The organism is Sphingobacterium sp. UBA7625 (assembly GCF_002484085.1).
Classification (GTDB): domain Bacteria; phylum Bacteroidota; class Bacteroidia; order Sphingobacteriales; family Sphingobacteriaceae; genus Sphingobacterium; species Sphingobacterium athyrii.
In genome coordinates, this window is the sequence record NZ_DLJD01000003.1 from 323,002 (window position 1) to 348,255 (window position 25,254).

The window sequence follows — 25,254 nt, forward strand, 5'->3', positions numbered from 1 at the left end:
TCTATTTGTTTACCAGTGAAAAAACATAAAACATTTCTGCTGCAATCTGCAAGCTTCTTTCCGCATACACCTCTGTTTGCTGTGGGCTATTGTCCGAGGCTTTGGGATCATCGTATTTTATCGGGAATCTTGCCTCAGCTCCAAAAACCAAAGGACAGCCTTCATCTGCATTGTTACAGGTCATGATGGCACCGAATTCATTTTTAGGATTAAATTCGCTATTATATTCTTTGGAGAAGCAGATAACCGCTGCCTCATTTTCGGCATATTTAATTGCATAGACAGGATTTTCTGTTTCGCTGAGCTTTTGAATCTGAAACCCCTGATCGCTCAATGTTTCTGCAACTTTGGGGAATATTGCAGTTGCCTCAGTACCACCTGAATAGCAAAACACATTAGTAATCCCAAAATGATAGGCCATTGTCTGAGCCCAGATCTGTGATAAATGGCTACGGCGGCTGTTATGCGTACAGATGAAATTTAACCGGATTGTCTGGTTTTCTCTTACCTTCCTTTGTATGTAGTCTGCCAATGGCTGTAAAACTGTTTTTCTTTCTTCTGAAATACTATTTGTTGAAATGGATTCAATGGTCGTTATAATTTTATGGTTCATTTTTATGATTTAAGATTAATAGCCTCTTCTTAGATTTTCTGCATATTCATTAGGCAGGGGGCTTTCTTCTACCGCCTTTGCTGCTTTTTCAATGTCATAATCAAATCGTATAAATTCGACACCGATGCTTTCTTTATTCAGGATAGAACTGTTTTCATTAATAGTCAGCATGACGTAAGCACCGCGGACATTATTATCCTTGGGCTTACCAACGGAACCGATATTGACCGCATGACGATAATGAGCCGGGTCTTCGGATCCAGAATTTAAAATGCGATGGTAAGGTTTGTGCGTATGCCCGAAACACATGATATCTGCATCAGCCTGCTCCATAATCCTGAGCATACTTTTTTCCTCACGGTCTTCAAAAAGATATTCATTGATCTTCCTTGGACTGCCGTGCACCAAAAGCAAATTGAGCTTATCTTCATTCAATTGAAACTCAACTTTGATATGTGCAGGGAGCGTGCGCAAATAGGCACGTTCATTGTCCTTCATGATAGAATTGGTAAAAGAGATAGAGATATTGCCATTGTCTTTTTCACTATCGGTTTTATAGGCACAGCCACATTCATTGCTCATACGTCCGATACCGAAGTCGTAATTTCCTGCAATGGTTGGAATTTTCCGCTTACGGATTTCGTTAATCACTTCGTTTGGCCATATATTGTAACCTACCAGGTCACCCAAACAATAGATACTATCTGGATTTCTTTTATCGACATCTTCAAAGAAAGCTTCCAAAGCGGGTAAATTGGCGTGTATATCGCTGAATAATGCAATTTTCATATTTTATTAGTTACTATTTTTTAAAAATTCTTCAATCTCAAGTATGGTCTGTTTTGCTGTTCTATTTACACCTATGATTGTGGCGGAGGCATAACCGGTCCAGTTGCCGTATCCAACGAGCCACAATCCGGGCATTTCTAATGATTTACTTTCACTGGTCTTTGCAACGCCCTTTTCGTCTATGTGTATCAATGATTTCAGATAAGAAGTATCATAACCGAATCCTGTACACCAAATAATAGCATCAAATTCCTCTTTGTCCCCATTATGCCAAATCACCCCCTTATCATATAACTTATCGAATGTACCACTTGACACCAATACGCCTCTGAGTTGGGCCTCTTTAACAGATGGAACCATTACTATATTTCCTAAATTATATTGCGATGCATCAAAGGGTTTTCCTTCTTTTTCGGCCTTGTATCGTGCCGAGGCTACGTTAAACAGATAATATCCGTCTACTTCGTCTGGCAAAAATTCTGGTTCCTTTTTGGTTGACCACTTTACAGCCGTAACTTTTGAGACCTCTGCGACAATTTGGGCACCGGAATTACCTTCTCCTACCACCAGCGTTTTCAGTCCCGTAAAGTCTTTTGGGCTTTTATACTTTCCTGAATGAATTTGAAGCCCCTTAAAATCTTCTATTCCTGCTAGCTTTGGAATAGCCGGATTGCCCCAGGTCCCGGTTGCCGAAATAACTGTTTTAGCTTTTAAAGCCCCCTGAAGGGTATGGACCTGAAAAACATTCCCCTCTTTTTTAATTTCAACAACTTCAATACCCCTCTTCACATTCAATTGATAATGCTCTTCGTACTTACCCAAGTAGTCAATTGCTTCTTGTCTGAGCGGAAACCGATGCTCAGATTTTGGCATCAACCATCCGGGTAAAGAGCTGTAATCTGCCGGAGAAAACAGCGTCAGGCTATCCCAGCTGTGGAGCCAGGCACCACCTGGAATATCCTGTTTATCCAGTATAAGATATTTCAGTTTTGCCCGCCTCAGATAATATCCGCATGCTAGCGCACTCTGGCCTCCGCCAATAACAATAACATCAAAGATTTCATCCATCGATTTAATTTTACTGCATTTTATTTAAAAGATTTAATCGACATTCTACAGCGAATTAGCAGCATCCTCCACCCGGTGTACACGAATTATTTTGAGTACTTGCAAGTACAGAAAGGTTTATCTTTTGTTTTTCGGAAGGTATCCCGCATGCATCCTGTGCAAGACAGGCAGTAGTCTTACTTTTCAATATAAAAGTTTTGCCATTGAATTCAAGATCATATTTTCCAATTGTGTCACTTTGATATTCCACTTCGATCTCAGCATCTTCGATACCTAATTTTTCCTCCGAAAGGCTGATAATATGTAATAGCTTTCCGGGTTTTAATCGGTGTTCATAATCATCGGCGTTCCATAGCTGAAAGTTTACCGCCTTTTCATCACGTATTACACCGCCACAGTCAATGAATCTTTTATTGATCTGGCCGACTTCGGTCACATGGAAATGCTCGGGCACAAATGTTCCGTTTTCTAATTGAAATTCAACATTCTCCAATGTTGGAAGGATTTCTTTGATTTCTGATAATTTCATTGTTTTATATTTATAGTTATAATGCAATATTGCGATGATTTCAAACAAATTTTTTTAACAGCACTTTAGCTGTAATTTATTAAAATACTTACTGAATTTGGGAATGTAAAGCAGCACATGTAAGAGGCTTATGGTAATCGCCCCCGGCAGTAGATTTATTGCTATAAATCTAAATGTGTCATAGCTTTCTATATGTTGAAAGTTCTGCGCTAATGTAAAACCCGTAGAATCAAAATTGAGTTTGATCACTAAAAATACAGCGATAGCCGCAAAGTGGAAGCCGTTAACCATAAGATGGATAATATATTCCCAACGGGGAAGTCCACCCATAAATTGTCTGCTGTCTTTTTCCACATAAGCATCCAACAGCAATGTAATGATGTCCGCAACGAGCAAAACGCACCCTATTACAAAAAGGTTGTTGTTTTCAATATTTATAAATAAAGTTGCAAGAATACCTGTAAATAAAAAGGATCTTATCGTATGGGTAAGATGTTCAAACCGGCTTTCTTTATGCTCATAGAGGTGATATTTGTACAGATGCAGAAATACACCATCAAATACTGCCAATAATGAATAGCTGATCAGTAATACCGAAGATATAATGAAAGCAGTTTCCATCATTAACAACATTTTTGATTGGTTACTGTAGAAATTATTTTTGAAAAATACTCTTTCAATATATTGAATGTATTTTCGTCAATACAGTAGCATACAGATGTTCCCTCAATACTCCCTTGTATCAATCCCGCATTTTTTAATTCTTTCAAATGCTGTGATACGGTTGGCTGTGCGAGTGGCAGCTCATTGACAATATCGCCGGTTATACAGGTATTGACTTTTAGCAGATATTCTATAATAGCAACCCTTGCAGGATGACCCAATGCTTTAGCAATAACCGCAATCTGGTTTTGGCGGTCCGTAAAATGATCTGTCTTTGTTGCTCCCATAATCAATTATTATATTGCAATATTACGATATTATTTTTAAATACAAAATAAAAAAGATGCAGATTTAAATTTTATGTGGACTTTTTGCTTTGTTTTCGGTTAGAACTAATGTTGATTATTACACGTAACTATTTAAAATTCAAATTTTTAATTGTATTTCAACGTTAGAATAAATAGGTATAAAACAGAAACATATGTTAGAACAATTATTCAAAAGAAATTTAAATCATCATCAAAACGCTCCACTACTGAAAGAGCGAGTTGAGTATCTGAATTATCTGTCGATTAATAATGCTACAGAATTCAGATTGAAATTAATTGAAGGATATCTATTAAGAGCAACCGAATTGCTCCGTCTGCAGGATCATAGGATTGTAACTGTGGAAGAAATTGAGGCGGCCGCTGTGAAATGGGGGAAAATGAAAACTACTCACCATTTAAAAAAGAATTTTTCGGAATCTGGAAAAAAAAATTTTTCTATGTACACTAAATCATGGTTAAGGTACCTAAACTGGCTGGATGTACCTGTCATAGAAGAGGGAAATGAAATACTGCAGGAGTTATATAAAACATCCAGCACGCTAAAACGGCATCTAGGCCATCCATTACTTCCAGAGCGAATCTCATATTTGAAATATTTACAAAGCCAGGAGAAGCGAACTCTGGAATTAAAGCTTACAGCATCTTATCTTCTGCGAATAATAGAATTTTTGCATCTGGAAAATGGCAGGATAATTACTATTAAAGAGTTAATTGAGGCTGCCCAAAAATGGGGTTTAAGTAAAAAATACAATACAAAAACAAGTTCTAATCAATTTGGAAAGAAGCTGTTTATTAAAATTGGACTAGACTGGTTGGGCTTTCTGAACCGTGTGGAAGCAACTTCAGAAGAAAATGATATATTACTGAAAAAGTTATTTAAATTACGTCATGTTTTATTTCATCAAATAGAAAGCCCTTTACTGGCAGAACGGCTGCTGTTTTTACACCATCGGAAGAACCAAGGGATAAAAGATTCTACCCTTTATAACGAAGCAATGAGTCTGTTGGTTATCATGACTCATCTTAAGTTCTATTCGGTACGGACAGTAAAAGTTTCTGAATTAACAGTTATGGCTGGTAATTGGTCAAGATTAGACAAGATACATCCCAGAACAAAAAATTATACTTATAAGAATAAGCTAAGCTTAATTCATACTGCTAAAATATGGTTGTCCTTATTAGATTGTTTGGAAGATGATACAGTGCCCTCAATTCCCTTTACAAAAGAATTGAGCAAATACTTATATTTTCAATCAAGAATCAAAGGTCTATCAGAAAGAACTATAATATCCAGACGCGGAATATTAAAGGGTTATCTGAAACTCATCAGTGAGCATTGTGTCCACTTTAATCAAGTTACACCAGATATCATTGGAAAAATTATTAGCAACCGTAAGAAGACCGGTCTTTCCAGAAGAACAATTAAAAACGAATTAAGTGTATTGAGATCTTTCCTTTGCTTTGCATCTGAGAAAAGATGGTGTATGAACGGTTTATCTGAATCTATCCGAGCTCCCAGAATCTATGAACATGAGCTGTTGCCATTAGCACCAACAAGAGAAAATATCCAGAAGATGGTCTCAGAATTCGCAACTGAAAGACCTATTAATATAAGAGATTTTGCCATTTTACAGCTACTTACGGTTTATGGACTTCGAAGCAGTGAAGTAGCATATCTTCAGCTTGATGATTTAGACTGGCAAAAGGAGATTATCTACGTAAGAAGATCAAAAGGATGTAAGCCGCAATTATTCCCCTTAACCCCAACTGTTGGTGATGCCATAATACATTATCTTAAAGAAGCACGGCCCAATGAATCAAGTTTGAGGGAAGTTTTCCTAACACAGATTGGACCTTACAAGAAGTTAAATAACAGCTCTATTTACGCAATCATAAATAAGATATTAAAACCGATGGATTGGAATATAAAATCCTGTGGTCCTCATTGTTTGAGACATGCAAGTGCCACCTACTTGATCAATACAGGTTTTTCATTAAAGGAAATCAGTGATTATTTAGGTCATCAAAAAATTGATACAACCAGAATATATTCAAAGGTAGATTTAACCAATCTGTACAAGGTAGCAGATACTAACTGGGAAATACTATGAAAATGCAAGATTTAGTAAATAGCTATGTTGAATATAGGGATTCATTAGGAGAGTCTTGTACTATTCAGCTTAAATATCTGTTAAAACAATTCTCAAGAGAAATGGGCGCCAATATCAATGTTAAAGACGTTACTACAGAGATGGTGCTGGTCTTTCTAGTTGGAAAAAAAGGAATGATAACAAACAGCTGGTTTTCGAAACGGACTGTAATCAGAGGATTGTTTAATTACGCCAAATTAAAGAGATACATTTTTGAAATCCCATTGCCTGATTTCTCTCCACAAAAACCTGCGAAATACATTCCTTATATCTACAGTAATAAAGAATTGAAAAGTCTTTTTGATTCGGCTTTGACTTATCAAAAGAGGCCTTCTCAAGTAGATCCTGTCATGATACGAACGATATTGATTTTAACATACACCATGGCATTGAGAAGAAGAGAAGTGCTCTTAATTAAACTTAAAGATATTGATTTAGGTAAAAGAACAATACTAATTGAACAATCAAAATTTTATAAAACCCGTTATGTAACTTTTAACCAGCAGATTAAAGATATCATTATCCATTATCTTCTGCATCGAAAAGAAAAAGGTATCACACAAGATTCTGGTTCTTATTTGTTTGTATGGAAGGGTAATAAACCATTTGGAGGGTCATTGCTGGATGCTATTTTCTCCAAAATACGGTTAAATGCTGGTATTAAGAGGACTGATGGAGCAGTTTATCAACCAAGGATTTATGATCTTCGGCATACATTTGCGACAAACAGGTTAATTAGCTGGTATGAAGAGGGGAAAGACGTACAGATACTTTTACCTGTATTATCAACATTCCTGGGGCACCATCGTTTGGATTATACATCCGTATACCTTTCTATGACCAACAAATTGCTTGAAGAGGCGAATAAAAAATTTAATCATTATGCAAATGAAAATCGATTATGAAAAATATAAAATACCTAAGCACGTGGGTCAGGAGATTTTTGACCGAATATGTTATCAACAATAGAAATCTTTCGCCTAACACGCTTGCAAGTTATAGGGATACCTTGCGGCTGATAATACCATATGCCTCGAAATTGAGAAATAAATCTATTGACAAATTGATGATTGAAGATCTAAATGCAGATTTGATCAAAAACTTCCTCTCAAATATTGAAACAGAAAGAAAATGTTCCATATCTACCCGCAACCAGCGCCTAGCGGCTATTAATTCCTTTGCGAAATTCGTCGGTCAAAATTGCATAGATTATATAGAATGGGTTAGAATGATAAAACTTATACCGATTAAAAAGGGGCCTCAAAAGACAATAACCTATCTCGACCGGTCAGAAATGGATGCCCTGCTGGATGAACCTGAAAAGCAAACTAAACAAGGACAGCGAGATTATGCGCTTATTCTTTTACTTTATAATACCGGGGCAAGGGCTAACGAAGTTGCTCAGATGACTATCTCTAATCTTAGTCTTGCTCAGAGAAAAAACGAGATATCAACTGTCTTAATTAAAGGAAAAGGGAATAAACAAAGACGATGTCCTCTTTGGCAGGAGACAGTGGACCAATTAACAATACTTTCAAACGCCAGAGACCCTTCTGAGAATCTTTTTATTAATAGACAAAAGCAATCAATGACCCGTTTCGGCATTTATAACGTAATTGAAAAATATACGGAAAGAGCTTCTCTAAAAGTCTCCTCCATATCTAAAAAAAACGTCAGTCCGCATACTATAAGGCATACTACAGCAACGCATCTATTACAATCTGGTGTAGATATTAATACTATTCGGGCATGGCTTGGACACGTTTCTATAAATACAACGAATATTTATGCTGAAATAGATATTGAAATGAAAGCGAAGGCTTTAAGTGCCTGCGAAGTATCTGTGGACAATAAAAGGACACATTGGAAAAATAATGATGACCTAATGACTTTTTTAAATAATCTTTAATTTGGTAAATTATTATGTTGTGTTCCAGATTACTTTATCTTTTATTATTAAGTGTTAAACGATAAAATAACTGGAACACGAACATAAGTGACTACACAACATAATGGATCTTATGTGGTATACCACATAATAGCCAAATGTCAAATGATTGCTGGACATTGGATAGCGATGTGTAGTAAAAGGTGATCTCCGAACTCTTGGCATCGGAAAGAAAGTATACTTTATTGGGTAGAAAGGCTTTTTTCCCTGTCTTCCCAATTTCATAGATCAGATTTCCATTTCCGTCATACTGAAAATACCGGAAGAAATATTGAACACCAGAAAAACTTCCTGTATTTTTGATTTTCATGGAAATTGCCTCAGTCTGACCGACTGCAATTGCTTTGTTAACAGGAAGGACAACAACCTCAAATGGGAAGTTCTGCTGAATATCAAGATCATCATTTTTACAGGAAAATAATAAGCCAATACTCATTAGTAAAATGAACCAGCTATACTGGAATTTTGTATCTAAGAATGTTTTCATATAGATAAAATTTAAAGGTTAAAACGAAGGCCAATACCCGCGGAAGGACGGAATTGATTAAAATTTGTTCCCCAAACGTATTTTGCTCTGGCCTGTAAGGATAGGATAATAAAATTGGTCAGATATGTCTCTAGGGTCAGCCTACCTCCGGCACCGTACACAAAACTACTTTCATTGTTGATCTGGGAACCATCCGCTAGCAATAGTTTGTTGTGATTGACCAACTGATAACCACCACTGGCCTCGACTGCTGAATTTAAATTCACAATTTTATTTGGTAAGCCTAAAACATGGAAACTATATCCGCCCGATAATAAATAAGTTTCTATCGGAATGGGGGTTTCAGTATAGAATGTTGTCCTGCGCTGATATTCTGCTGAAAAGAAATGATAGTTTCCTTTTTTGTGATTTTGTGTCAGCTCCAGATTCACAAAATAATTGTCCTTTGGCTGATCATTGGAAAACATGCCAGCAGTGACCTGTAAACCTTTTTGATAAGGTAGTAATCGTTGCGCCAAAATTGAGGTAAATGGCAATAGAACCATTAAGAATATGCTTAATATCTTTTTCATATCATTTTAAATAAGATTGTTATTTAATTTTTAGTGGTAGATCCTTCAATAGTACTGCGCGGAGCAAGTCCTCATTTTCAACTTCAAGTCGTTGATGCCTTCCACCATTCTTTTCAAAAAGCTCAATTACAAGTATTTTATCATGATCAAGTGTGAACTGATCCAGCAGATAAACTTCACGGCTCGTTTTGTTGTCCGGAACTTCGGCAATATCGCTGTAAGTCCGTACGATATTTAGTGGTTTCTCTTGAAATACAGTACGTTTTGCTACTTTTTTATCGACTATTTTAAAATTTATAAAGTCTATCTGATAGGAAACATTGGTTTTATTCTGAATCTGCGTATTAAAGTAATATTTCCCCTGGTATATGTAAATCCCTTTCAGGCTAAAGAGAATTCCAAAACTTCTGGAAGCAATGTGCCTGATATTGTTCCGGTTTTTTTTATAGATAGCTTCCATGAGCTGATCGGGAACAGAAGGAGAAAAACCCAGGTCTTCCAGATGTATATTGGCTCTGGAGTTTGATACGGATTTATCCATTGGATCAAGGTTATAGGTTAGGATCTCCGGATAAGAACTGTAAAAAACACTGAAGCTATAAAATTTTCCGTCATCCGTAATCACTGAGAAATTGGATTCATCTTCAAAATCTTTCACTGCTGCTTTGATCCGTAATACATTCTCCGCATCATCAGCTTTTCCCGCAGTAAGAAATTCACTTCCCAGATCAACATAACGGATCGCAGATGGAAAGATAAGGTGCGTTGTTTTATTATACGTTACAGTGATGTGATAAGGCTCAACGTGTTCTGAATCTAACTTATGATTTAATGAGTCTGTAATTGTTTGTGCATGCGAATAAACAAACCCAAGTATTGCGCAAATCGTTATTAATATTTTTTTAATGATCGATTTCATTTCTATTTGATTTAAGAATTAGTATTATTTTTTTGAAACTAAAAGAACCTGATGACCGGCCTTTAACATTACTTTGGGTGTTCTTACTTTCTTTGAAAAATAGCCCGCAACTCCCTGAACCAGGCCACGGGAGAGGTCGCCCGCTATTTGCTGGCCTGCGGATCTGCTCATCATGATAGAAGTACCGGAAGACTGGCTCATGTTAGCAGCAATTTCATTGACGGCACTCATTTCAGCGGAATAAGGCACATTCAGCCCCAATTGACCGTCCAGATCATAAATGTTGATCTCTACCGGGAAAATATTGCCGTCGGATTCTATTGAAGAAACCTTTAGGCTTAAACGTCCATTGTTGAATTTTGCTCCGGCAGTAACAATAGAACCGGAGGGAATAGTGAAATCAGGAGTCTTTGAATCTTCAAGCAGCCGCAATTTCACGGTTCCTTCACCAACAATGGTTGTGTTTTCATGAATACATGCCCGAATACTATTCTTAACTTTGGTAGCCTGTTCGGTTACACCCACAGTGTAGAATCCACGGTTTCTTTCTCCGTTAATATTTTCCAAAAACTCCCGATCTGTAGGTTCACGATAAAGTGCGGAAACCACATTGGCACGCATCGGCGAAAAAGCAACAAAGGATGTTTTCTGACCTCCGGTATTTCTAATGGCTGTACTGTCTGACTTTTTTTGCTCACCACCATTATTTGGAAGATACTTGGACGCCATCTGGTAAGATTTTTCCATGAGCTGCAATTGATCATTAACTGTCAAGGGAGCGGGGTTCGCATCCCTTTCATCAAGTTGCCTTTTTAATCCTGCAATCTCTTTGCGAAGTTCATTTGATTCATAATTTTCATTACTGTTATAAAATGATCCTAAAGTCGCCTGTGCGTTGCGATAGGAGTTTAATGCCGGACTTTCGGCCTGATTGCTCTTTCCTGATGGATTATTTGTTGGACTCTCATTTAATCCTGAATTCGGATCGGCGGCCTGCATCGTACTGTCACTATTCCAATAATCGGAAAGTGATGTGAGCATATTCTTTTTTTGCTGGTTTTTCTCGTCCATCATTGCCTGCTCATAGGCTTTTTGTTTATCGGACTGCATACCTATTTCTGTTGCCTGCGGAACAGCACCATTGAGGCCCGAATCTTTGTTCTCATCCTTATCGGCCGATGGTTTGAAAATCAGATATAGACAGACAAGGAAAACAATTCCCATTAGAAGATAGATCAATGGCTTTTTTAACTTTTCCAGCTTGGATTTGTCATTCCCACTTATTAAATCTTCAGATTTCTGGTCAGATTCTTCGACTAGAATACTGATCCTTTTATTCTCGTTATTTTCCATTATTCTCATTTTTTAAGTTAATTGATAAACTGTCCTTGGCTATAAGACCGGACTTCCCTGTTTTTTCGACAGGATTCTCAATATGCCGGATGGCAACTTCCTGATCTGCTTCTCCCGTTTCGACACATACGTTCACCACAACAATAAGCGTTAAAATGGTGTACAACAGGAAAAAATAAATAGTATATTTTCGCTGCTTTTTAATGGGCAATTCGCGCCAACAGTCATCAAGATCATTGATACGATTTTCGATTTTTGTTCTTAGATTCATAATGATACATTTAGCGTTCTACAACTTCTAGATCCCTGTTCTCCAACACGGCGAATTTCTCGATGTTGAAGCCCTGTGGGTTATTATCAGACCGAACGGAGTTTAGCAGATTACAGGAAGTGACCAGATTACGCTTGGTCACGTTGCTTGAACGGATGATAAATTGTGTGGAATAAGTTTTTACTGAATAGGGGTAAGAATCGAAGTTGCAGATCACACTGTCAACTTCGACCCTTTGCTGTACATTTCCACTGATGATACGATTATAATATCCCTTTTCAGCAAGGTCATTGTAATAATCAAATACGCTCTTGTCGGCAAGATTAAAAGCACGCTTCATATTGCTCTCAATAGCATTTTTGTCCGGGGCCAGGGTAAAAAACAGTTCGTGAAAACGTCTTACATGCTCTCTTGCCTCAACAGGGCGGTTGATGCTGGCATCCTGTGCAAGTGCCAGCATCAATGATTTGCCCTGATCCAAGACATAGATTTTTTCCCGTTGCTTTTCCGCGAAACTGTATGACTTCCAGATTGCGTATCCAACGATACCAGTGCATAACAAGGCAAAAATTATCGCATATAGCCTGATTTGACGGAAGCTATTTTCTATATTCCGGAGGGTTTTAAATTCCATGTTTTTAATTTTTTAGGTATGTTATTTTTTAAGTAATCGCCCACCAATATTTCCGGCAACAGCCCCCGCACCACCACTAGCAACACTTGCAGCCTGCTGAATATTTCGGGTGAAATTTGTAGCACCAGAAGCTTGAATGATCCAGCCTGTTACCGTAGGAACCGTAAAATACCCTACTATCCCGATGATCATAAAAATGATGTATACGGTGTTGGTTGTATCTGGAATAAAGGAAGGATCGGATAAATTCTCGATATCCCGCTCCAAAATCAGAGACTGTATTCTGGCAAGGATGGAGCTGAACAGGTCAGCAACAGGTAGCCATAAATACACACTGATATATCTCGTAAACCACTGATTTAATGTGGACTGAAAGCCATCCCAGACACTTATGGCAAATGCGATTGGCCCTAGTATTGAAAGGACTATCAGAAAAAATGTTCTTATGGTATCGATCACCAAAGCCGCTGCATTGAATAATATTTCCAGAAACTCCCTAAAAGAATCTTTAATACTCTGTCCAAATTGGAACATTCCCCGCTCAAAATACATTGCGCTCATGGTGGCAAGGTCCCCAGGCGACCAGCCAAGTTCTTCCAGTTTTTTGTCAAATGCTTCGTCAGAAACCAAATATGCTTTTTCAGGATTTCGGATCATTGCCTCATATTCCAGTTTATCTTTCTTTTCCTGTAAAGCATTTAGGTCAAGAACCTGATTTTCGAGCATGGCATGCGTTCCTTTAACAACCGGGCTTAAAACAGCATTGATAGATCCCAGCACAATTGTCGGAAAGAACATGATACAAATGCCCAAAGCGAACGGTCTGAGTAAAGGAAAAACGTCGATAGGTTCCGCACGACTTAATGCTTGCCATACTTTTATAGCCACATAGAAAAGCGCTCCTAAACCAGCTACACCTTTAGCCACTCCCGCCATATCAGCCGAAAGTGGGATCATCTCGTCGTATAACGACCTTAAGATTTCATGTAAGTTTTCGTATTCCATGATTTACCAATATTTTTGATCTGGATTTCCATAGAGTTCAAGAACTCGTTGGGTATTGTTTTTCTTCTTGGCACGTATAATACTCACCGAAATATTTTTGTTGGTAAAGTATTTTACAAGGGCATGGTATTCCCTTACTTCCTTGTATACTTTATCAATAACTTCCATTCTTTCCTTGTCATTCAGGGAAAGGCCGTTGGCAGTGATAATCTGCTTTAATTCTTTTAAAAGCTCAGTACTCTCATTAAGCAAGGCAGAATAGCCGTTTGCAATGGCCGCCAGTTCATTCGGTTTGAAATTGGGATCATTCATCATTTTACCAAAATTGGTAACGTACATTTCAGATACATCACCAACGAGTAAAACTGTTTGCTGAACTTTGCGCGCGTCTTTTACAAGATTATTTACAGCCTTGAGCTTATCGTAATATTCTTTTCCTTGCTCATAGACTCGCTTGACTTCGTTGAAATTCTTGATTACATTTGAAACTGTCGAGGATGTCTGGACAATCTCGTTTGCGCTGTTGACAATACCCGATGCAAGATTTGTCGGATCGGTGACAACCCACTGCGCCTTTGCTAATGGTGTGAAGGCGAATGTAAATGCCATCATCACCATGAAAATGATCTTTTTCATTATTTTAAAATTTTAGAGATTAATTATTATTTTGATTTGCGGTGTTTTTGAGAACAATGCGTTTTATGGCATGCTCAACATTCCCGCCGAGTTCCTCAGCCAGTTGCATGACCTCCAGTTTTTCGGTTTCTTCTGTGGTATAGGCATAATATTCGGCCATTGAAACCTCCGTTGCGTAGACTGCAGAGTGAGTGCCCCCAAGCCCGATCCATACTTCCTTATATTTTCGGGAAGGATCATTGTTCATATTGATCGAAAGTATCTGGGATTTCTCTTTTTCGGTAAGACCTAGCATCGCTTGGATGTCATCGAACTTATTCATATATTTACGCTGATCAAGGAGAATTTTGCAATCAGAGTTGTTGATGATAGTCTCTTTGACCACGGGTGAATGAATGATGTCATCTACCTCTTGGGTCACAACGATTGCTTCTCCGAAGAATTTTCTGACCGTTTTAAAGAGGTATTTTATGTATTCCGCGAAACCTTCTTTTGCTATCGCTTTCCAAGCCTCTTCAATCAGAATTAGCTTCCGGATACCCTTTAACCGCCTCATCTTATTGATAAAAGTTTCCATTATAATAATGGTCACAATGGGGAAAAGAATTTTATGATCCTTGATAGCGTCGATTTCGAAAACAATAAACCGTTTATTCAGTAGATCCAGCTCCTTTTCGGAATTTAGTAAATAGTCATATTCTCCACCTTTATAGTAAGGCTCTAGCACGTTTAGAAAATTGGCAAGGTCAAAGTCTTTTTCCCGGACTTCCTTAGCTTGGAGAACTTGCTTGTATTCGTTTTTGACATACTCGTAAAATCCATTGAAGGACGGTTTAACATCACTATTTTTAATATGTTCGATGTACCCGCTTACCGCATTCGACAAAGCAACTTCTTCTGAACGTTTTGGAGGTTCATCATCTCGCTTCCATAGTGTTAGGATAAGCGTCTTAATACTTTCCCTTTTTTCAATATCAAAAACGTTATCGTCTGTATAGAAGGGGTTAAAGGATATTGGATTATCTTCAGTGTAAGTGAAATATACCCCGTCTTGCCCTTTGGTCTTACCCTTTATCATTTCACATAACCCCTGATATGAATTCCCGGTATCGATCAATAAAACATGCGACCCCTGTTCCCAGTACTGGCGAACCATGTGGTTAGTAAAAAAAGACTTGCCCGAACCGGAAGGACCAAGAATGAATTTATTTCTGTTTGTGATGATACCTTTTTTCATCGGGAAATCAGATATATCCAGATGAACTGGTTTTCCTGTAAGTCGATCAGCCATTTTTATCCCGAAATGAGAGGGGGAATCATGGTAATTCGTTTCCTCCGTAAAAAAACAGAGCGCTGGTTCAATAAACGTATAGAAGCTTTCCTCACTTGGAAAGTCGCCTGCATTGCCTGGCATTGCTGCCCAAAACAGCGTAGCGACATCAACCGTGTTATGTCTGGGCTTGCATTCCATTAGAGCCAGTGCACTGCCGGTATCATTTTTTATTCTTTTCAACTCAGCAGGATCATCTGACCAGGCTATCACATTGAAATGTGCCCTTATCGAAGAAAGACCAAAAGAATGCGCTTCATTGAGATACTTCTCAATCCACTCCCTATTAATCTGATTGCTACGGCTATACTTTGCCAACGAATGCATGTTGCGCGCGGATTTCTCAAATTTTCTGAGGTTATCGTCAGAATTATCCAAAAAAATGTACTGGTTGTAGATATGATTACAGTTAAGCAACAAACCAACAGGTGAAGCAAATGACAGTAAACAGTCACTACGGTCCGTTGATAGTTTCTCGTACCTGCTATCTATCGAAACAGTACCAGGAAGATCATCGGTGTCCGATAAGGTGTGCACACAGAGCCTTTTATTACCAATGCGCACTTCTTCGTTTCCAAGAGATATGTCCTGTAAAGGTTCGTCTTTGGCTCTGGAAAGGGTTAAGTATTGGTCAAGGAGGCCCGGATCACTGTCAGTTCCGGTAATTTCCTCACTCGTAAGTCTTTCAAGAGATATAAATCCACTGTCATTTAAAATCCGTTCAAACTGCGCCACTGCCTCCATGAACCTATGGATATTTTCTTTGTCACGTATTTCCTTGGGTATCAGGACACCTTTGCAAAGCGAGGAGAAATTAGATTGCATCCGCATTCGTTCCTTACTGGTCTTGGTCAGATATAGATAACAGTAATGGTTCAAGAAGGGGCGTTCATTAAAATGCTGTTGATAGGATTTCCCTAAAAAGCTTATATCTTCTTTGGAAAGATCCGGCTCGTAACTTTCTTTAATGAACCAATCCTGTTTTAGCACGATTGAATGATCGGGCAAGGTTTTAATTGCTTTATGCCAGGCAGAGTGCATAGCATCATACTCGGCAGATGATACCGTAAATACTTCCGGAAGGATAACTTTGAAACATACAGTGATGTCCGCTTCTTTCGATATAATACAGTTCTCTTCAACTGCAAGTAGCGGAAACTTTGATTCCAAAGTCCTTGTCTTTGCCATATTTCTCATTATTTGAGTGATTTGAAATTCAACTTGGATTTTAGTAAGCGATAGATCCGCTTTTGGCTGATAATGAACCTTGGATGTCGCTTTTTTGAAGCTATTTTCATAAGTCCATGTTCACCATACTTCCCATTAAGTGAGAAAGTCTGCCAGATGAGAACCGATGATCCCATAGTTCCCAGTACAAGGCATACATAGGAGTTTAGACCAATCATGTACATGATCATGACCAGGATCAATACACCCAGAAGACCTGCCGCAAAAATGAAAAGGTATTGGGCTTTAAGTCCTTTAAATTCAACCGAACGGCCCACACCTTTATTGATATTAAATGTTTTCATCGGTATGGTCTAAAAGTTTATAGTTCCCTGAATTGCGTTCAGGTCGTAATTCGCCGTCAAGACTTCAATCTTCTTTTTATGCGGTTTTCCATGCGCATTATCCACCATTACACTGGACTGCATCTGTAAAGTGTACCAGCCCTGATTTTTTATGTATTGCTTTAACTCAGGGCTCGGATAACTGCTCAGCAGAAATTTCCCGCTGATCTGGGATAGGCAACGTAGGAGTGAGGAATAATCTTCTCTCGAATAGCCGTCATAATGGCCACAGTCAGAATTGTAATATGGTGGATCACAGTAATGAAATGCAGAAATGTGATCACGTGAATTAATGATGCGAAGCGCATCGGTATTCTCGATCTGAACATTCTGTAACCTGATCGCATATTCCTCTGAAAATGAGTTGCGCTTATTGCTGATCTTTCGAGCGCTCGTAGAACTGGTTTTGTCGTAGCCCCAGGCGTCCCCGATAATTGAACTAAAGGATTGGTTACAGAGAACCCATACTGCCCAGGCACGCTTTAACCTGTCAAATAAGTGAGGGTTGTTGTAAATCACTAGGGCGTCGTTATGTAAGGATCTACTGTGGAGACTTATTCTGATCAGCTTTTCTAATTCTACGAACTGGTTTTGGACCATTTCGTAGAAATTGATCAATTCCCTATTGTAGTCGTTGATAACTTCAACCTTTGTGATAGGTTTTGACCAAAATATAGCCCCGCCACCGACAAAAGGCTCAACGTATGTCTTGTGTGGCGGGATAAGAGGAATTATCACCTTTGCGAGTTTTTGCTTACCTCCATAATATGTTAATGGAGTAACTATTTTTTTTGCTGTCGTCATAGCTGTTGATTTGAAGGTTTGAATTGAAGGCTACAGGAAGAATGATCGTAAGATCGTAGCCGCGACAATTAAAAAAATACATGCTCCAAACCAACTGGCAGCAGTCTTACTGGTATCGGGGTCACCGGAGCTAAATTTGTTGTAAACCTTGACACCTCCAATCAGCCCGACTACTGCGCCGATAGCATAAACCAATTTCGTTGCAGGATCAAAATAAGAAGTAACCATTTGAGTTGCTTCCTGAATACCGCCCTGACCGTTTCCCTGGGCAAATGCGCCATAAGTTGACATCATTAACAATGCTGTCAGCAAAATTCTTTTTCTTTGTTTTTCCATGTTTTAATCGAATTTTTTGTTATTCTTTTCCTGCACCCTGCAGGCTTACATGGCAAATGTGAGACAGAATTGAAAGCACTCTTATAAATTGGAAATCCGTGGAATTATTTGGCGTTCTAAGGTTGTCAGTGGGTACTTTTTTGACCTAATAATGAGTATTTATAACCATACGATTCTGGTCAAAGGATGGGAGGATTTTTATCTTTTTAGTGAAACAAAAAAAAAGTGCTGAATCCTAAGAACTAGCACTTTTAATCTTATATAATTGAAATGTTTACAATTTCCGGCCTTTACTTTTCTTTGACTGATTATTGGTCTTTTGATTATCCTGACCTTTTTGTTGTTTTTCCTTGTTTTCTTTGATGACGTCAACAATAAAAGTTTTTTCCCAGGGAATTTTCTTGGCTTCAAAATGGCTCTGTATGCCAAGCCATTTTAAATCACTTTTCAGATCCCACCCACCTTCACGGTTCCATCCAATCGGATCAAGTTTTGTTTGAAATGGAAATTCAATGGCGATCAGATCTTTTGGGATGCTGGAAATATTTGCATAGTCCAATTCACGAAATTCATGTTTTTTGGGATCGTACGGAATGAGATAAGCATCTTTCTCTTCCGAATAATAATGGTCAATATCATCAAAATTTATCCCTTTAGACGCGAAATCAGTGGCGGAACGTAGCATATTCATCCTGATGTCAACAGTAAAGGTATGACCTTCAATTTCAATAGTTGGAAGCTTGCCCTGCATCCGGCTGTGAAAAGCCTGTTGATCAACCATAAAATGAAAGTCATCATGCGCTTCCACTTCCTTGATGGAAACGTTATATTTTTTTGCCATGCCCGAAGGGTCAAGTACAACAAATTCAGGTAAGTGAATATCCTTGTCATTATATTCGATCAGATAGCCATCACCGCAGTCCTGCATTTCTTTTAATGGAATTACATTACTTGGATTGGACTTGTCACGGAACTCAAATCTGTTGATATCAACAATAAATGTAGTCCCCTCGATCAGTAATTCCAGTTGGCCCTGATCATTCCTATGAGCTGGAATAACCTGGCTAATTTCATCGTGACTATAGGCAAGTTCGTATTCGAGCTTTAGGTCATGATATATAAGGCCAAATTTTAGCGGTAATTTTGCCGCATGGTTTTTACCTATGGGGTCTATGGTTCTTATGTCTGGAATCTCCACAAGCCTTACCGATTCAGTGTCCATGACACTTTCCTTTTTGAGATCAATAACCCGTCCGGTTGCCGGTTCATATAATATATTATAGGCTCTGTTTTTGTCACTATAATAATCTCTCAAACCTTCAAGTTCAATATCCGGTTTTCCCTGAATTGACCATAAGATATCATTGTCAGGATCAACTACATATTCATTGTCGCAAATGTTTACTTTTACGGGATGACCATCAATTCTCTTATTGTAAACCTCCTGGTTAACCATCAATTCAAAGTCAGTCTTCTCAACCATATCTTTGCTGGTGCAATTGTACTTCTGACTAACCCCCAATGGATCAATCTCTGTAATCCTTGGAATCATCACATTAACACTGGTCTCAAAATAAGGATCAAGGATTATTTTTCCAGTGTCGTCAAATTCGGGATTGATAACGATAAAATCGTGATTTTTAGAGATTGGGCTGTAATTAAAGGAATAGTGTGTCCCGTGATCTTTCATGTAGGCAAAGCTGATCGAATTGCTTGGATTATCCTTTTCAATGAGCGCCAGTCTATCAATGTCAAATTGAAAAATTGTTTTCTCAATTTCAATCTCCGGTAATTTTCTGTTTTCTTTATCCATAATTTTCTTTTTTATTTTATGGTAAAAATGATCCGAAAATTGATGACATTGGATAAAGATGAATTCCTGGGAATTATTTGGCTTTGAGTGGCATATTTGTGTGGATTATTGCAATAAAAAGGCGCCAACAAATCACGTTGACGCCAAAAGTTAATATTATAAATATTTATTTGGCAGATTTTCAATTTTGGTCCTCTCTTAAGCCTAGTATTAAAACTATTATTCTATAGTTTTTTCATATTGTAATTTTATGTCAACCAGATGAATAACAATACTTCCTGAATCACTACAGTAAATAACAAAGGAATAGTTTTTTTGGTCTGGCACTGTAATCGAATTTGTAATGTGTTCCATAGTCAGTCATGCAGTTGAAGTAGATTCTATTGTAGGGATTAGCTTTTTCAATCAGTTCAATTCTATCAATATCGAATTGGAAAATTGTCCCCAGAATTTCAATCTCCGGTATCGAAAGGTTTTCGGTATTCATAATTATTGGTTTAATAATTACTGCGATAACTATCGCTACAACTTTGGCCCTTTTAACTTTTTAGGTATTACTGCCAGGGCCTTTTTCCTTATTTCTTTAAGCTCCCTATCAATATGAAATTTTGCATCTTCAAGATTGCTTGGGTACATTACTCTTCCTCCGGATGATTTACTATCATCAAGACCTAGCACATATCCATAATGAGGGAAATCAAATTCTTTATAAATTAAGATGAAATTATCAACATGCCTTTCAGCCACATTCCGTTTGTGGCTAGCAATGATATATCCCTTATATTCCTCAAATATATAGTCCGGGTTATCTTTTGATCCTACCATAGTTGTAATATTTTAAATTTAGGTTATTATGGAAAGACAAAGGGGATCTTAAATAAAATCCCCAATGTTAAAATCATCACTGTTTTCAGAAATTTTAGGTTCTTCTTCGCTTGGCAAATTCTTATTCAAAAGATCTGCGATCTTACGGGATGAACCCTCCATAGCATTTTCCAAAAGATAAAACAGGTCGGTACCTTCAATTTTACGAACTACAGCGACCGCCTTTTTAACTGAAACAGGTTCCGGATCATTGTTCCTCAATACCTGCCCGGCATCATTGAGCTCTTGAAAGGAAACCCCTTTGGCATACCCTCTGACCTCTTTCGGAAGTCCCATGTTTTTAAATTCTTCCTCTTCTTCCTCGTAGTCAATTTGCTCTTTGGAAGTCTCATCAGAATTTCCATCTGAAACAGGATGTTCTAAACCCTTTCCCTCGGTTTTCATTTCAAAATTATCCTCTTTATCTTTTCGCTCATTTATTTGGCTTTCAGAGGATACACTTGGCGTGGTAAGTCTTCCATCATAGGTGGATTTGCCCATGATATCCTTCTGATCTTTCTTAGGAGCGACGACCTGAGTTCTTGCAATTTTGTTTATAACCAATTTATCTTTCAACAAAAGAATAATTATTGTTAAAAGAAAGATTAAAATCAATACTTCCATCGTTATAATATTGGTTTTTGGTTCAGGGCATGGATCGTGTTTATCTCGTCAGCGAAATTTTCAAAATGCTGCTTCAGGACATTATGGATATAGTCAGTGAGCGTAATTTCACCATCCCCAAGAATATATACGATCCGGGTAAGTTTTTTGTGAAAATCTGAACATATATAAACCGATTTTCCACATCTGGCTACCGTGCTTGTCGGCTTTAAAAAAGCACATTCATACTCATCTATATGAAGTGTTTTTTTCAATTGGCTATTTTGTTGTTTTTTCATTTTGATATTCATTGTTATAAATTGAAATAATTAGAAGATTGGTTTAAACTTATCATTGAAGTCATCTGTAATTGCCTTTTCAAATAGTTCAAAGTGGTGATTCAGAATATTGTCTAGATAGGCATACAGCGGGATTTTATCTTCGCCAATAACCTGTACTATTCTTGATAAACGTTCATGATATTCCGGCCTGATATAGATACTCTTTTCACCTCTTCGTTTCATGGAATGATTCTTAAGAAAAAGTTCCCCGTAGCTTCCTTCTGGCTGTCTTTTTCCTCTCGGTTTATCTTTCACCGCAGGCTTATTTTCAACGGGAGGTTCTTGCTGAACTGGCAGGTTTGGATCCCGTGTACCCTCAGCCATAACTTGCATAAGATATTCTTCATCAACTTTTGGGAGGTTCGCTTTTTTCTCATTTTTATCCATTATCCTGCATTTTTATTGTTTTTAGAAATTCCTCAATGAACAAATCCATTTTACAGGACTTTATGAGCCTTCTATCCGGTGGGAGCAGAGTTGACCTAAAAACCGTTTTTGCCTCTGATTCACTTTCTTTTCTGAATCGTTTGCTGTCAGTAACTCTAGTTTCCATCAATGTCAATCCCAGTTCATGAATTATTTTATCATAATGGTTATATAGAACAGATCTTTCCCTACCGTCTACCTGATTCCAGAAGAGTCTAATTGTTTTAATCGAGGTTTCTCCATTTTTAATCAAAACATTGGTCATGACATCGGTAAAAGAAAGTGTACTTTCAAGCACAACACGATCCGCTGTTATCGGAGAAAAAATGTGGTTCATTCCCGCAAGAGTGCTTAGAAGGCCGGGAGTGTTAACTGTTCCCGGTAGATCAAAAAATATGATATCAACAGGAATGGACGACAATGTTAAAAATTGCTCTGCCTCTTTTAATGCAAGTTCAGGCTTACATTGAAATATGGGATAAGCTTTCTTATTTATTGTCTTAAATTGTTGGAAAGCCAATTTTTTAAAGGTCTCATTTTTCATAATTGCGGATTGGTCTCTCTGCCTCATCTGGGCAAGACTGTGTTGGGGATAGTCGCAATCAAAAACAGCTACATTAAGTCCTCGACTATAATGTAATGTACTCGCTAAAATCGCAGTGAAAGTGCTTTTACCGACACCTCCCTTTTGGCTGGAGAATGCCACAAATAATGTTTTTTTCTTTTTTTCCATTTTTCTTGATTTTTAAAAATTATTATAAAGTAGTATTTGGTCTATACTGCAAGCCGGATCTTCCGCGTGATCGCTTGCCCTATTTATTCTTCTCTTTCCGGAAAGCATGACTGACTGATTTCCCAAAAGGAACCCGTCAAGCCTGCATGCTTGCCGATTCTCATCCTATCCTTCAGACTTTCTATCCATCCTGCCGATCTTATTTATTTCCGGAAAGCCATCTGTCCTTCATTTCTTCCCTCATCCCTGAATCCCAGATATTTTTCGGGCGGGACAGAACTTTAACCGGACTGTCATCTTGAAACCTTGTTTTCTGGCAGGCTTGAAAACAGGTTCGCTGTATAACTGGCCTGATGATTTGCCCTCATGAATTTTTGCCTGCCTGATATCCGGAAAACAATCAGCTTATCTTGCTTGATAGCACAAAGAAGAAGTATTATTTAATGCACTATAATTACCTGGAATTGATTGACCAGAAGCGGCGGTTTTTGGCTCTTATTGATATGGTGAGCCTTTGAAAAACTAGCCTTTACTTTGTATTGAATTTGTGGAAGGAAGGTAATACGCTATTTACTTTTGATGGATTTAAGAAATCAATCCATTAATCTTTGTTACTCAATCCGCCATTGTTGGCGGAATCCTTTCATCGGAAAGGAGCAAGTTATCTTTTGAGCAGCTCGAAATAAATTCCACCGCTCAAAACAACTTGCCCTAGCGGGACTTTAAAAACACTCTCCGAAGTCGAGGTTTTCATTAAAACATTAATTTTTGACAATGGACAATCAAAAAAAAGAGCAAATCAAAAAGTCTGGGCGTAAGCCCAAGGTTGATCCGGCAAGACACCGGTATTCCGTAAGTTTGAACGATAAGGAGAATGATCGTTTCTTATCGTTATTTGAGAAGTCAGGTATGAAAGTAATGGCACATTTTATCACAGCTTGCATGTTTGATAGAACAATAAAGACAGTAAAAATTGACATGAATGCAGTGGATTATCATACCAGGTTAACCAATTTATATAGCCAATTTCGATCAATAGGCGTAAATTATAACCAGATAGTAAAAATTTTGTACCGCAATTTTTCAGAGAAAAAGGCCGCGGCATATCTTTTCAAATTGGAAAATCAAACTGCTGAACTTGCAGAACTTTGTCGAAAAATCATTGACTTAACACTCGAATTTGAAAAAAAACACCTTGAAAAATGATCGCTAAAATTGGAAAAGGGGCAAACCTTTATGGAGTAATTACTTACAATTTTCAAAAAGTAGCAAGTGAAAATGGGCAGATTCTTGGTCTTAATAACATGCCGGAAAGTTTCGATGGAACTTATTCGGTCAGTTATCTGATGAAATGTTTTGATCCATATCTTACAGCTAACAATAAAACAGAGAAACCAATCCGTCATATTTCTTTAAATCCTGATCCGAATGATAAAGTAGTGGACGATGATCTTATTGCTATTGCAAATGAATATATGGAAAAAATGGGATTCGAAAATCAGCCTTATATTATATTTAAACATACAGATATTGAAAGAACACATATGCATATAGTCACCACTTGCGTAAAATCTGACGGAAAGAAAATTCCCGATTACAACGATCACGGTAAATCGATGGCCATCTGCAGAAATATTGAAAAGGATTATGGGTTATTGCCCGCAACTGAAAAATTAACTAAAGATGAGCTTAATTTCAGACCTGTTAACCATAAAAAAGGAAATATCAAGAGCCAGATTTCGGCGGTGGTCCGATATCTACCCCAACACTACCAATTTCAGACTCTTGGGGGGTATAACGCGCTTTTATCATTATTTAATATCACAGCCGAAGAGGTTAAAGGAGAAATTCAGGGACAGCCTAAAAGTGGTCTTGTTTATTTTGCGTTGGATGAAAAAGGTAATAAAGCGAGCAATCCTTTTAAAGCTTCATTATTCGGAAAAAAGGCGGGAATGGAATTTCTAAACAGTCATTTTGAAGAATGCAAAGCCTCCATGAAATCCAGACCTGCAAAATCAATTTTAAAAAATACCTGTGAATCTGTTCTAGCAATTACAAATAGCGAGACAGAATTTAAAAAACAGTTGGCAAAACAGGGAATCAATATTGTAGTACGCAGAAATGATGAAGGTAGAATTTATGGTGTAACTTTTATCGACCATGAAAGTCATTCTGTCTGGAACGGTTCACAGTTAGGGAAGAACCTCTCTGCAAATTTCTTTAACGAGTATTGGTCGATAGGGGCAAGGCCATTCAGTGATGATTACGGTATTGATCAAAAAAATGACCTGCCGATCCATAAATTATTTGATTTCATAGATGAAGGAATTTTAACCAATCTTACCGAGAATTTTATTGAGGGAACGGGCTCAATGATACCAGGGTCACAGGGAGAAGATTTTGAGGAAATTGATTTTGAAAACCGGATGAAAAGAAAGAGTAAACGTAAACGTAGAAAACTTTGATA

At 37.8% G+C, this 25,254-nt stretch carries 30 protein-coding genes; 5 read left to right on the top strand and 25 right to left on the bottom strand.

The annotated features are described in order from the left end of the window. Window position 1: 1 nt before the first annotated feature. Genes B4G94_RS01430 through B4G94_RS01455 form a run of 6 tightly spaced genes read right to left on the bottom strand, consistent with a single transcriptional unit; the run spans window position 2 to window position 3,949 of the window. Window positions 2–613 carry a low molecular weight phosphatase family protein gene (locus tag B4G94_RS01430; RefSeq protein WP_286856677.1) on the bottom strand — a complete coding sequence of 204 codons (612 nt, stop codon included), beginning with the start codon at window positions 611–613 and terminating at the stop codon, window positions 2–4. A 15-nt stretch (window positions 614–628) separates the two neighbouring features. Further along, window positions 629–1,402: a metallophosphoesterase family protein gene (locus B4G94_RS01435; protein WP_286856678.1), complete on the bottom strand. Its 774-nt coding sequence runs from the start codon at window positions 1,400–1,402 to the stop codon at window positions 629–631. A 6-nt stretch (window positions 1,403–1,408) separates the two neighbouring features. Continuing rightward, window positions 1,409–2,470 (bottom strand): ArsO family NAD(P)H-dependent flavin-containing monooxygenase, encoded by a 1,062-nt coding sequence (locus tag B4G94_RS01440; protein ID WP_286856679.1) that lies wholly within the window; start codon window positions 2,468–2,470, stop codon window positions 1,409–1,411. Window positions 2,471–2,525: 55 nt separating this feature from the next. Next, complete coding sequence (locus tag B4G94_RS01445) at window positions 2,526–2,999, bottom strand: DUF6428 family protein (protein ID WP_286856680.1); 474 nt, start codon at window positions 2,997–2,999, stop codon at window positions 2,526–2,528. Between the two features lie 54 nt (window positions 3,000–3,053). Continuing rightward, window positions 3,054–3,623, bottom strand: a complete 570-nt coding sequence (locus tag B4G94_RS01450) for a hypothetical protein (protein WP_286856682.1) — start codon at window positions 3,621–3,623, stop codon at window positions 3,054–3,056. Then, window positions 3,623–3,949 carry an ArsR/SmtB family transcription factor gene (locus B4G94_RS01455; protein WP_021190660.1) on the bottom strand — a complete coding sequence of 109 codons (327 nt, stop codon included), beginning with the start codon at window positions 3,947–3,949 and terminating at the stop codon, window positions 3,623–3,625. Before B4G94_RS01455 ends, B4G94_RS01450 begins: the two co-directional genes overlap by 1 nt. A 194-nt stretch (window positions 3,950–4,143) precedes the next feature. On the opposite strand from B4G94_RS01455, the gene B4G94_RS01460 reads away from it, so the two are divergent. The 3 genes from B4G94_RS01460 to B4G94_RS01470 are packed head-to-tail and all read left to right on the top strand — an operon-like array spanning window position 4,144 to window position 8,050. Next, window positions 4,144–6,102 carry a tyrosine-type recombinase/integrase gene (locus B4G94_RS01460; protein WP_286856686.1) on the top strand — a complete coding sequence of 653 codons (1,959 nt, stop codon included), beginning with the start codon at window positions 4,144–4,146 and terminating at the stop codon, window positions 6,100–6,102. Beyond that, a complete protein-coding gene (locus tag B4G94_RS01465) occupies window positions 6,099–7,046 on the top strand; it encodes a tyrosine-type recombinase/integrase (RefSeq protein ID WP_286856688.1) in 948 nt (315 codons plus the stop codon). Before B4G94_RS01460 ends, B4G94_RS01465 begins: the two co-directional genes overlap by 4 nt. Further along, window positions 7,043–8,050, top strand: a complete 1,008-nt coding sequence (locus B4G94_RS01470; RefSeq protein WP_286856689.1) for a tyrosine-type recombinase/integrase — start codon at window positions 7,043–7,045, stop codon at window positions 8,048–8,050. Before B4G94_RS01465 ends, B4G94_RS01470 begins: the two co-directional genes overlap by 4 nt. Window positions 8,051–8,141: 91 nt before the next feature. Here B4G94_RS01470 and B4G94_RS01475 read toward each other — a convergent pair whose 3' ends face one another. From B4G94_RS01475 to B4G94_RS01565, 19 genes are all read right to left on the bottom strand, one after another. Further along, window positions 8,142–8,576 (bottom strand): TraQ conjugal transfer family protein, encoded by a 435-nt coding sequence (locus B4G94_RS01475; protein ID WP_286856691.1) that lies wholly within the window; start codon window positions 8,574–8,576, stop codon window positions 8,142–8,144. 11 nt (window positions 8,577–8,587) lie between these two features. After that, the gene (locus B4G94_RS01480; protein WP_286856692.1) at window positions 8,588–9,148 is read right to left on the bottom strand and encodes a conjugal transfer protein TraO; all 561 of its coding nucleotides are present in this window, start codon (window positions 9,146–9,148) and stop codon (window positions 8,588–8,590) included. Between the two features lie 19 nt (window positions 9,149–9,167). Further along, window positions 9,168–10,067, bottom strand: coding sequence for a conjugative transposon protein TraN (gene traN, locus B4G94_RS01485; protein WP_286856693.1), 900 nt, complete (start codon window positions 10,065–10,067; stop codon window positions 9,168–9,170). A gap of 24 nt (window positions 10,068–10,091) precedes the next feature. Continuing rightward, window positions 10,092–11,420 (bottom strand): conjugative transposon protein TraM, encoded by a 1,329-nt coding sequence (gene traM / locus B4G94_RS01490; RefSeq protein ID WP_286856695.1) that lies wholly within the window; start codon window positions 11,418–11,420, stop codon window positions 10,092–10,094. After that, window positions 11,410–11,691, bottom strand: a complete 282-nt coding sequence (locus B4G94_RS01495; protein ID WP_286856698.1) for a nitrogen regulatory IIA protein — start codon at window positions 11,689–11,691, stop codon at window positions 11,410–11,412. The genes traM and B4G94_RS01495 overlap by 11 nt, the downstream gene beginning before the upstream one ends. Window positions 11,692–11,701: 10 nt before the next feature. Then, window positions 11,702–12,325 (bottom strand): conjugative transposon protein TraK, encoded by a 624-nt coding sequence (traK, locus tag B4G94_RS01500; RefSeq protein ID WP_048506328.1) that lies wholly within the window; start codon window positions 12,323–12,325, stop codon window positions 11,702–11,704. 21 nt (window positions 12,326–12,346) lie between these two features. Beyond that, window positions 12,347–13,330: a conjugative transposon protein TraJ gene (gene traJ, locus B4G94_RS01505; RefSeq protein ID WP_286856699.1), complete on the bottom strand. Its 984-nt coding sequence runs from the start codon at window positions 13,328–13,330 to the stop codon at window positions 12,347–12,349. A 3-nt stretch (window positions 13,331–13,333) separates the two neighbouring features. Beyond that, window positions 13,334–13,966, bottom strand: coding sequence for a DUF4141 domain-containing protein (locus B4G94_RS01510; protein WP_048506326.1), 633 nt, complete (start codon window positions 13,964–13,966; stop codon window positions 13,334–13,336). Between the two features lie 19 nt (window positions 13,967–13,985). Beyond that, window positions 13,986–16,493, bottom strand: coding sequence for a TraG family conjugative transposon ATPase (locus B4G94_RS01515; protein WP_286856700.1), 2,508 nt, complete (start codon window positions 16,491–16,493; stop codon window positions 13,986–13,988). Beyond that, window positions 16,493–16,828, bottom strand: coding sequence for a DUF4133 domain-containing protein (locus B4G94_RS01520; protein ID WP_286856702.1), 336 nt, complete (start codon window positions 16,826–16,828; stop codon window positions 16,493–16,495). Before B4G94_RS01520 ends, B4G94_RS01515 begins: the two co-directional genes overlap by 1 nt. Before the next feature lie 9 nt (window positions 16,829–16,837). Next, the gene (locus B4G94_RS01525; RefSeq protein WP_286856704.1) at window positions 16,838–17,671 is read right to left on the bottom strand and encodes a DNA adenine methylase; all 834 of its coding nucleotides are present in this window, start codon (window positions 17,669–17,671) and stop codon (window positions 16,838–16,840) included. Window positions 17,672–17,701: 30 nt separating this feature from the next. Then, window positions 17,702–18,007, bottom strand: a complete 306-nt coding sequence (locus B4G94_RS01530; RefSeq protein WP_286856706.1) for a DUF4134 domain-containing protein — start codon at window positions 18,005–18,007, stop codon at window positions 17,702–17,704. 274 nt (window positions 18,008–18,281) lie between these two features. Further along, on the bottom strand, window positions 18,282–19,820 hold the full coding sequence (locus tag B4G94_RS01535) for a hypothetical protein (protein ID WP_286856707.1): 1,539 nt from the start codon (window positions 19,818–19,820) through the stop codon (window positions 18,282–18,284). A 286-nt stretch (window positions 19,821–20,106) separates the two neighbouring features. Continuing rightward, entirely contained in the window at window positions 20,107–20,307 is a 201-nt protein-coding gene (locus tag B4G94_RS01540) for a hypothetical protein (protein ID WP_286856708.1), read from the bottom strand. Between the two features lie 35 nt (window positions 20,308–20,342). After that, window positions 20,343–20,645 carry a hypothetical protein gene (locus B4G94_RS01545; protein WP_124533484.1) on the bottom strand — a complete coding sequence of 101 codons (303 nt, stop codon included), beginning with the start codon at window positions 20,643–20,645 and terminating at the stop codon, window positions 20,343–20,345. Window positions 20,646–20,693: 48 nt separating this feature from the next. Further along, window positions 20,694–21,308 (bottom strand): conjugal transfer protein TraD, encoded by a 615-nt coding sequence (locus tag B4G94_RS01550; protein WP_286856710.1) that lies wholly within the window; start codon window positions 21,306–21,308, stop codon window positions 20,694–20,696. Window positions 21,309–21,310: 2 nt separating this feature from the next. Continuing rightward, complete coding sequence (locus tag B4G94_RS01555) at window positions 21,311–21,586, bottom strand: DUF3408 domain-containing protein (protein WP_124533480.1); 276 nt, start codon at window positions 21,584–21,586, stop codon at window positions 21,311–21,313. A 30-nt stretch (window positions 21,587–21,616) separates the two neighbouring features. Further along, entirely contained in the window at window positions 21,617–22,015 is a 399-nt protein-coding gene (locus B4G94_RS01560; RefSeq protein WP_286856711.1) for a DUF3408 domain-containing protein, read from the bottom strand. Further along, window positions 22,008–22,787 carry a ParA family protein gene (locus tag B4G94_RS01565; protein ID WP_286856712.1) on the bottom strand — a complete coding sequence of 260 codons (780 nt, stop codon included), beginning with the start codon at window positions 22,785–22,787 and terminating at the stop codon, window positions 22,008–22,010. Before B4G94_RS01565 ends, B4G94_RS01560 begins: the two co-directional genes overlap by 8 nt. 774 nt (window positions 22,788–23,561) lie before the next feature. Between B4G94_RS01565 and mobA the strand changes: the two genes are divergently transcribed. Next, the gene (mobA, locus tag B4G94_RS01570) at window positions 23,562–23,993 is read left to right on the top strand and encodes a conjugal transfer protein MobA (RefSeq protein WP_286856713.1); all 432 of its coding nucleotides are present in this window, start codon (window positions 23,562–23,564) and stop codon (window positions 23,991–23,993) included. Further along, a complete protein-coding gene (mobB, locus tag B4G94_RS01575) occupies window positions 23,990–25,252 on the top strand; it encodes a conjugal transfer protein MobB (protein WP_124533472.1) in 1,263 nt (420 codons plus the stop codon). The genes mobA and mobB overlap by 4 nt, the downstream gene beginning before the upstream one ends. Window positions 25,253–25,254: the final 2 nt, after the last annotated feature.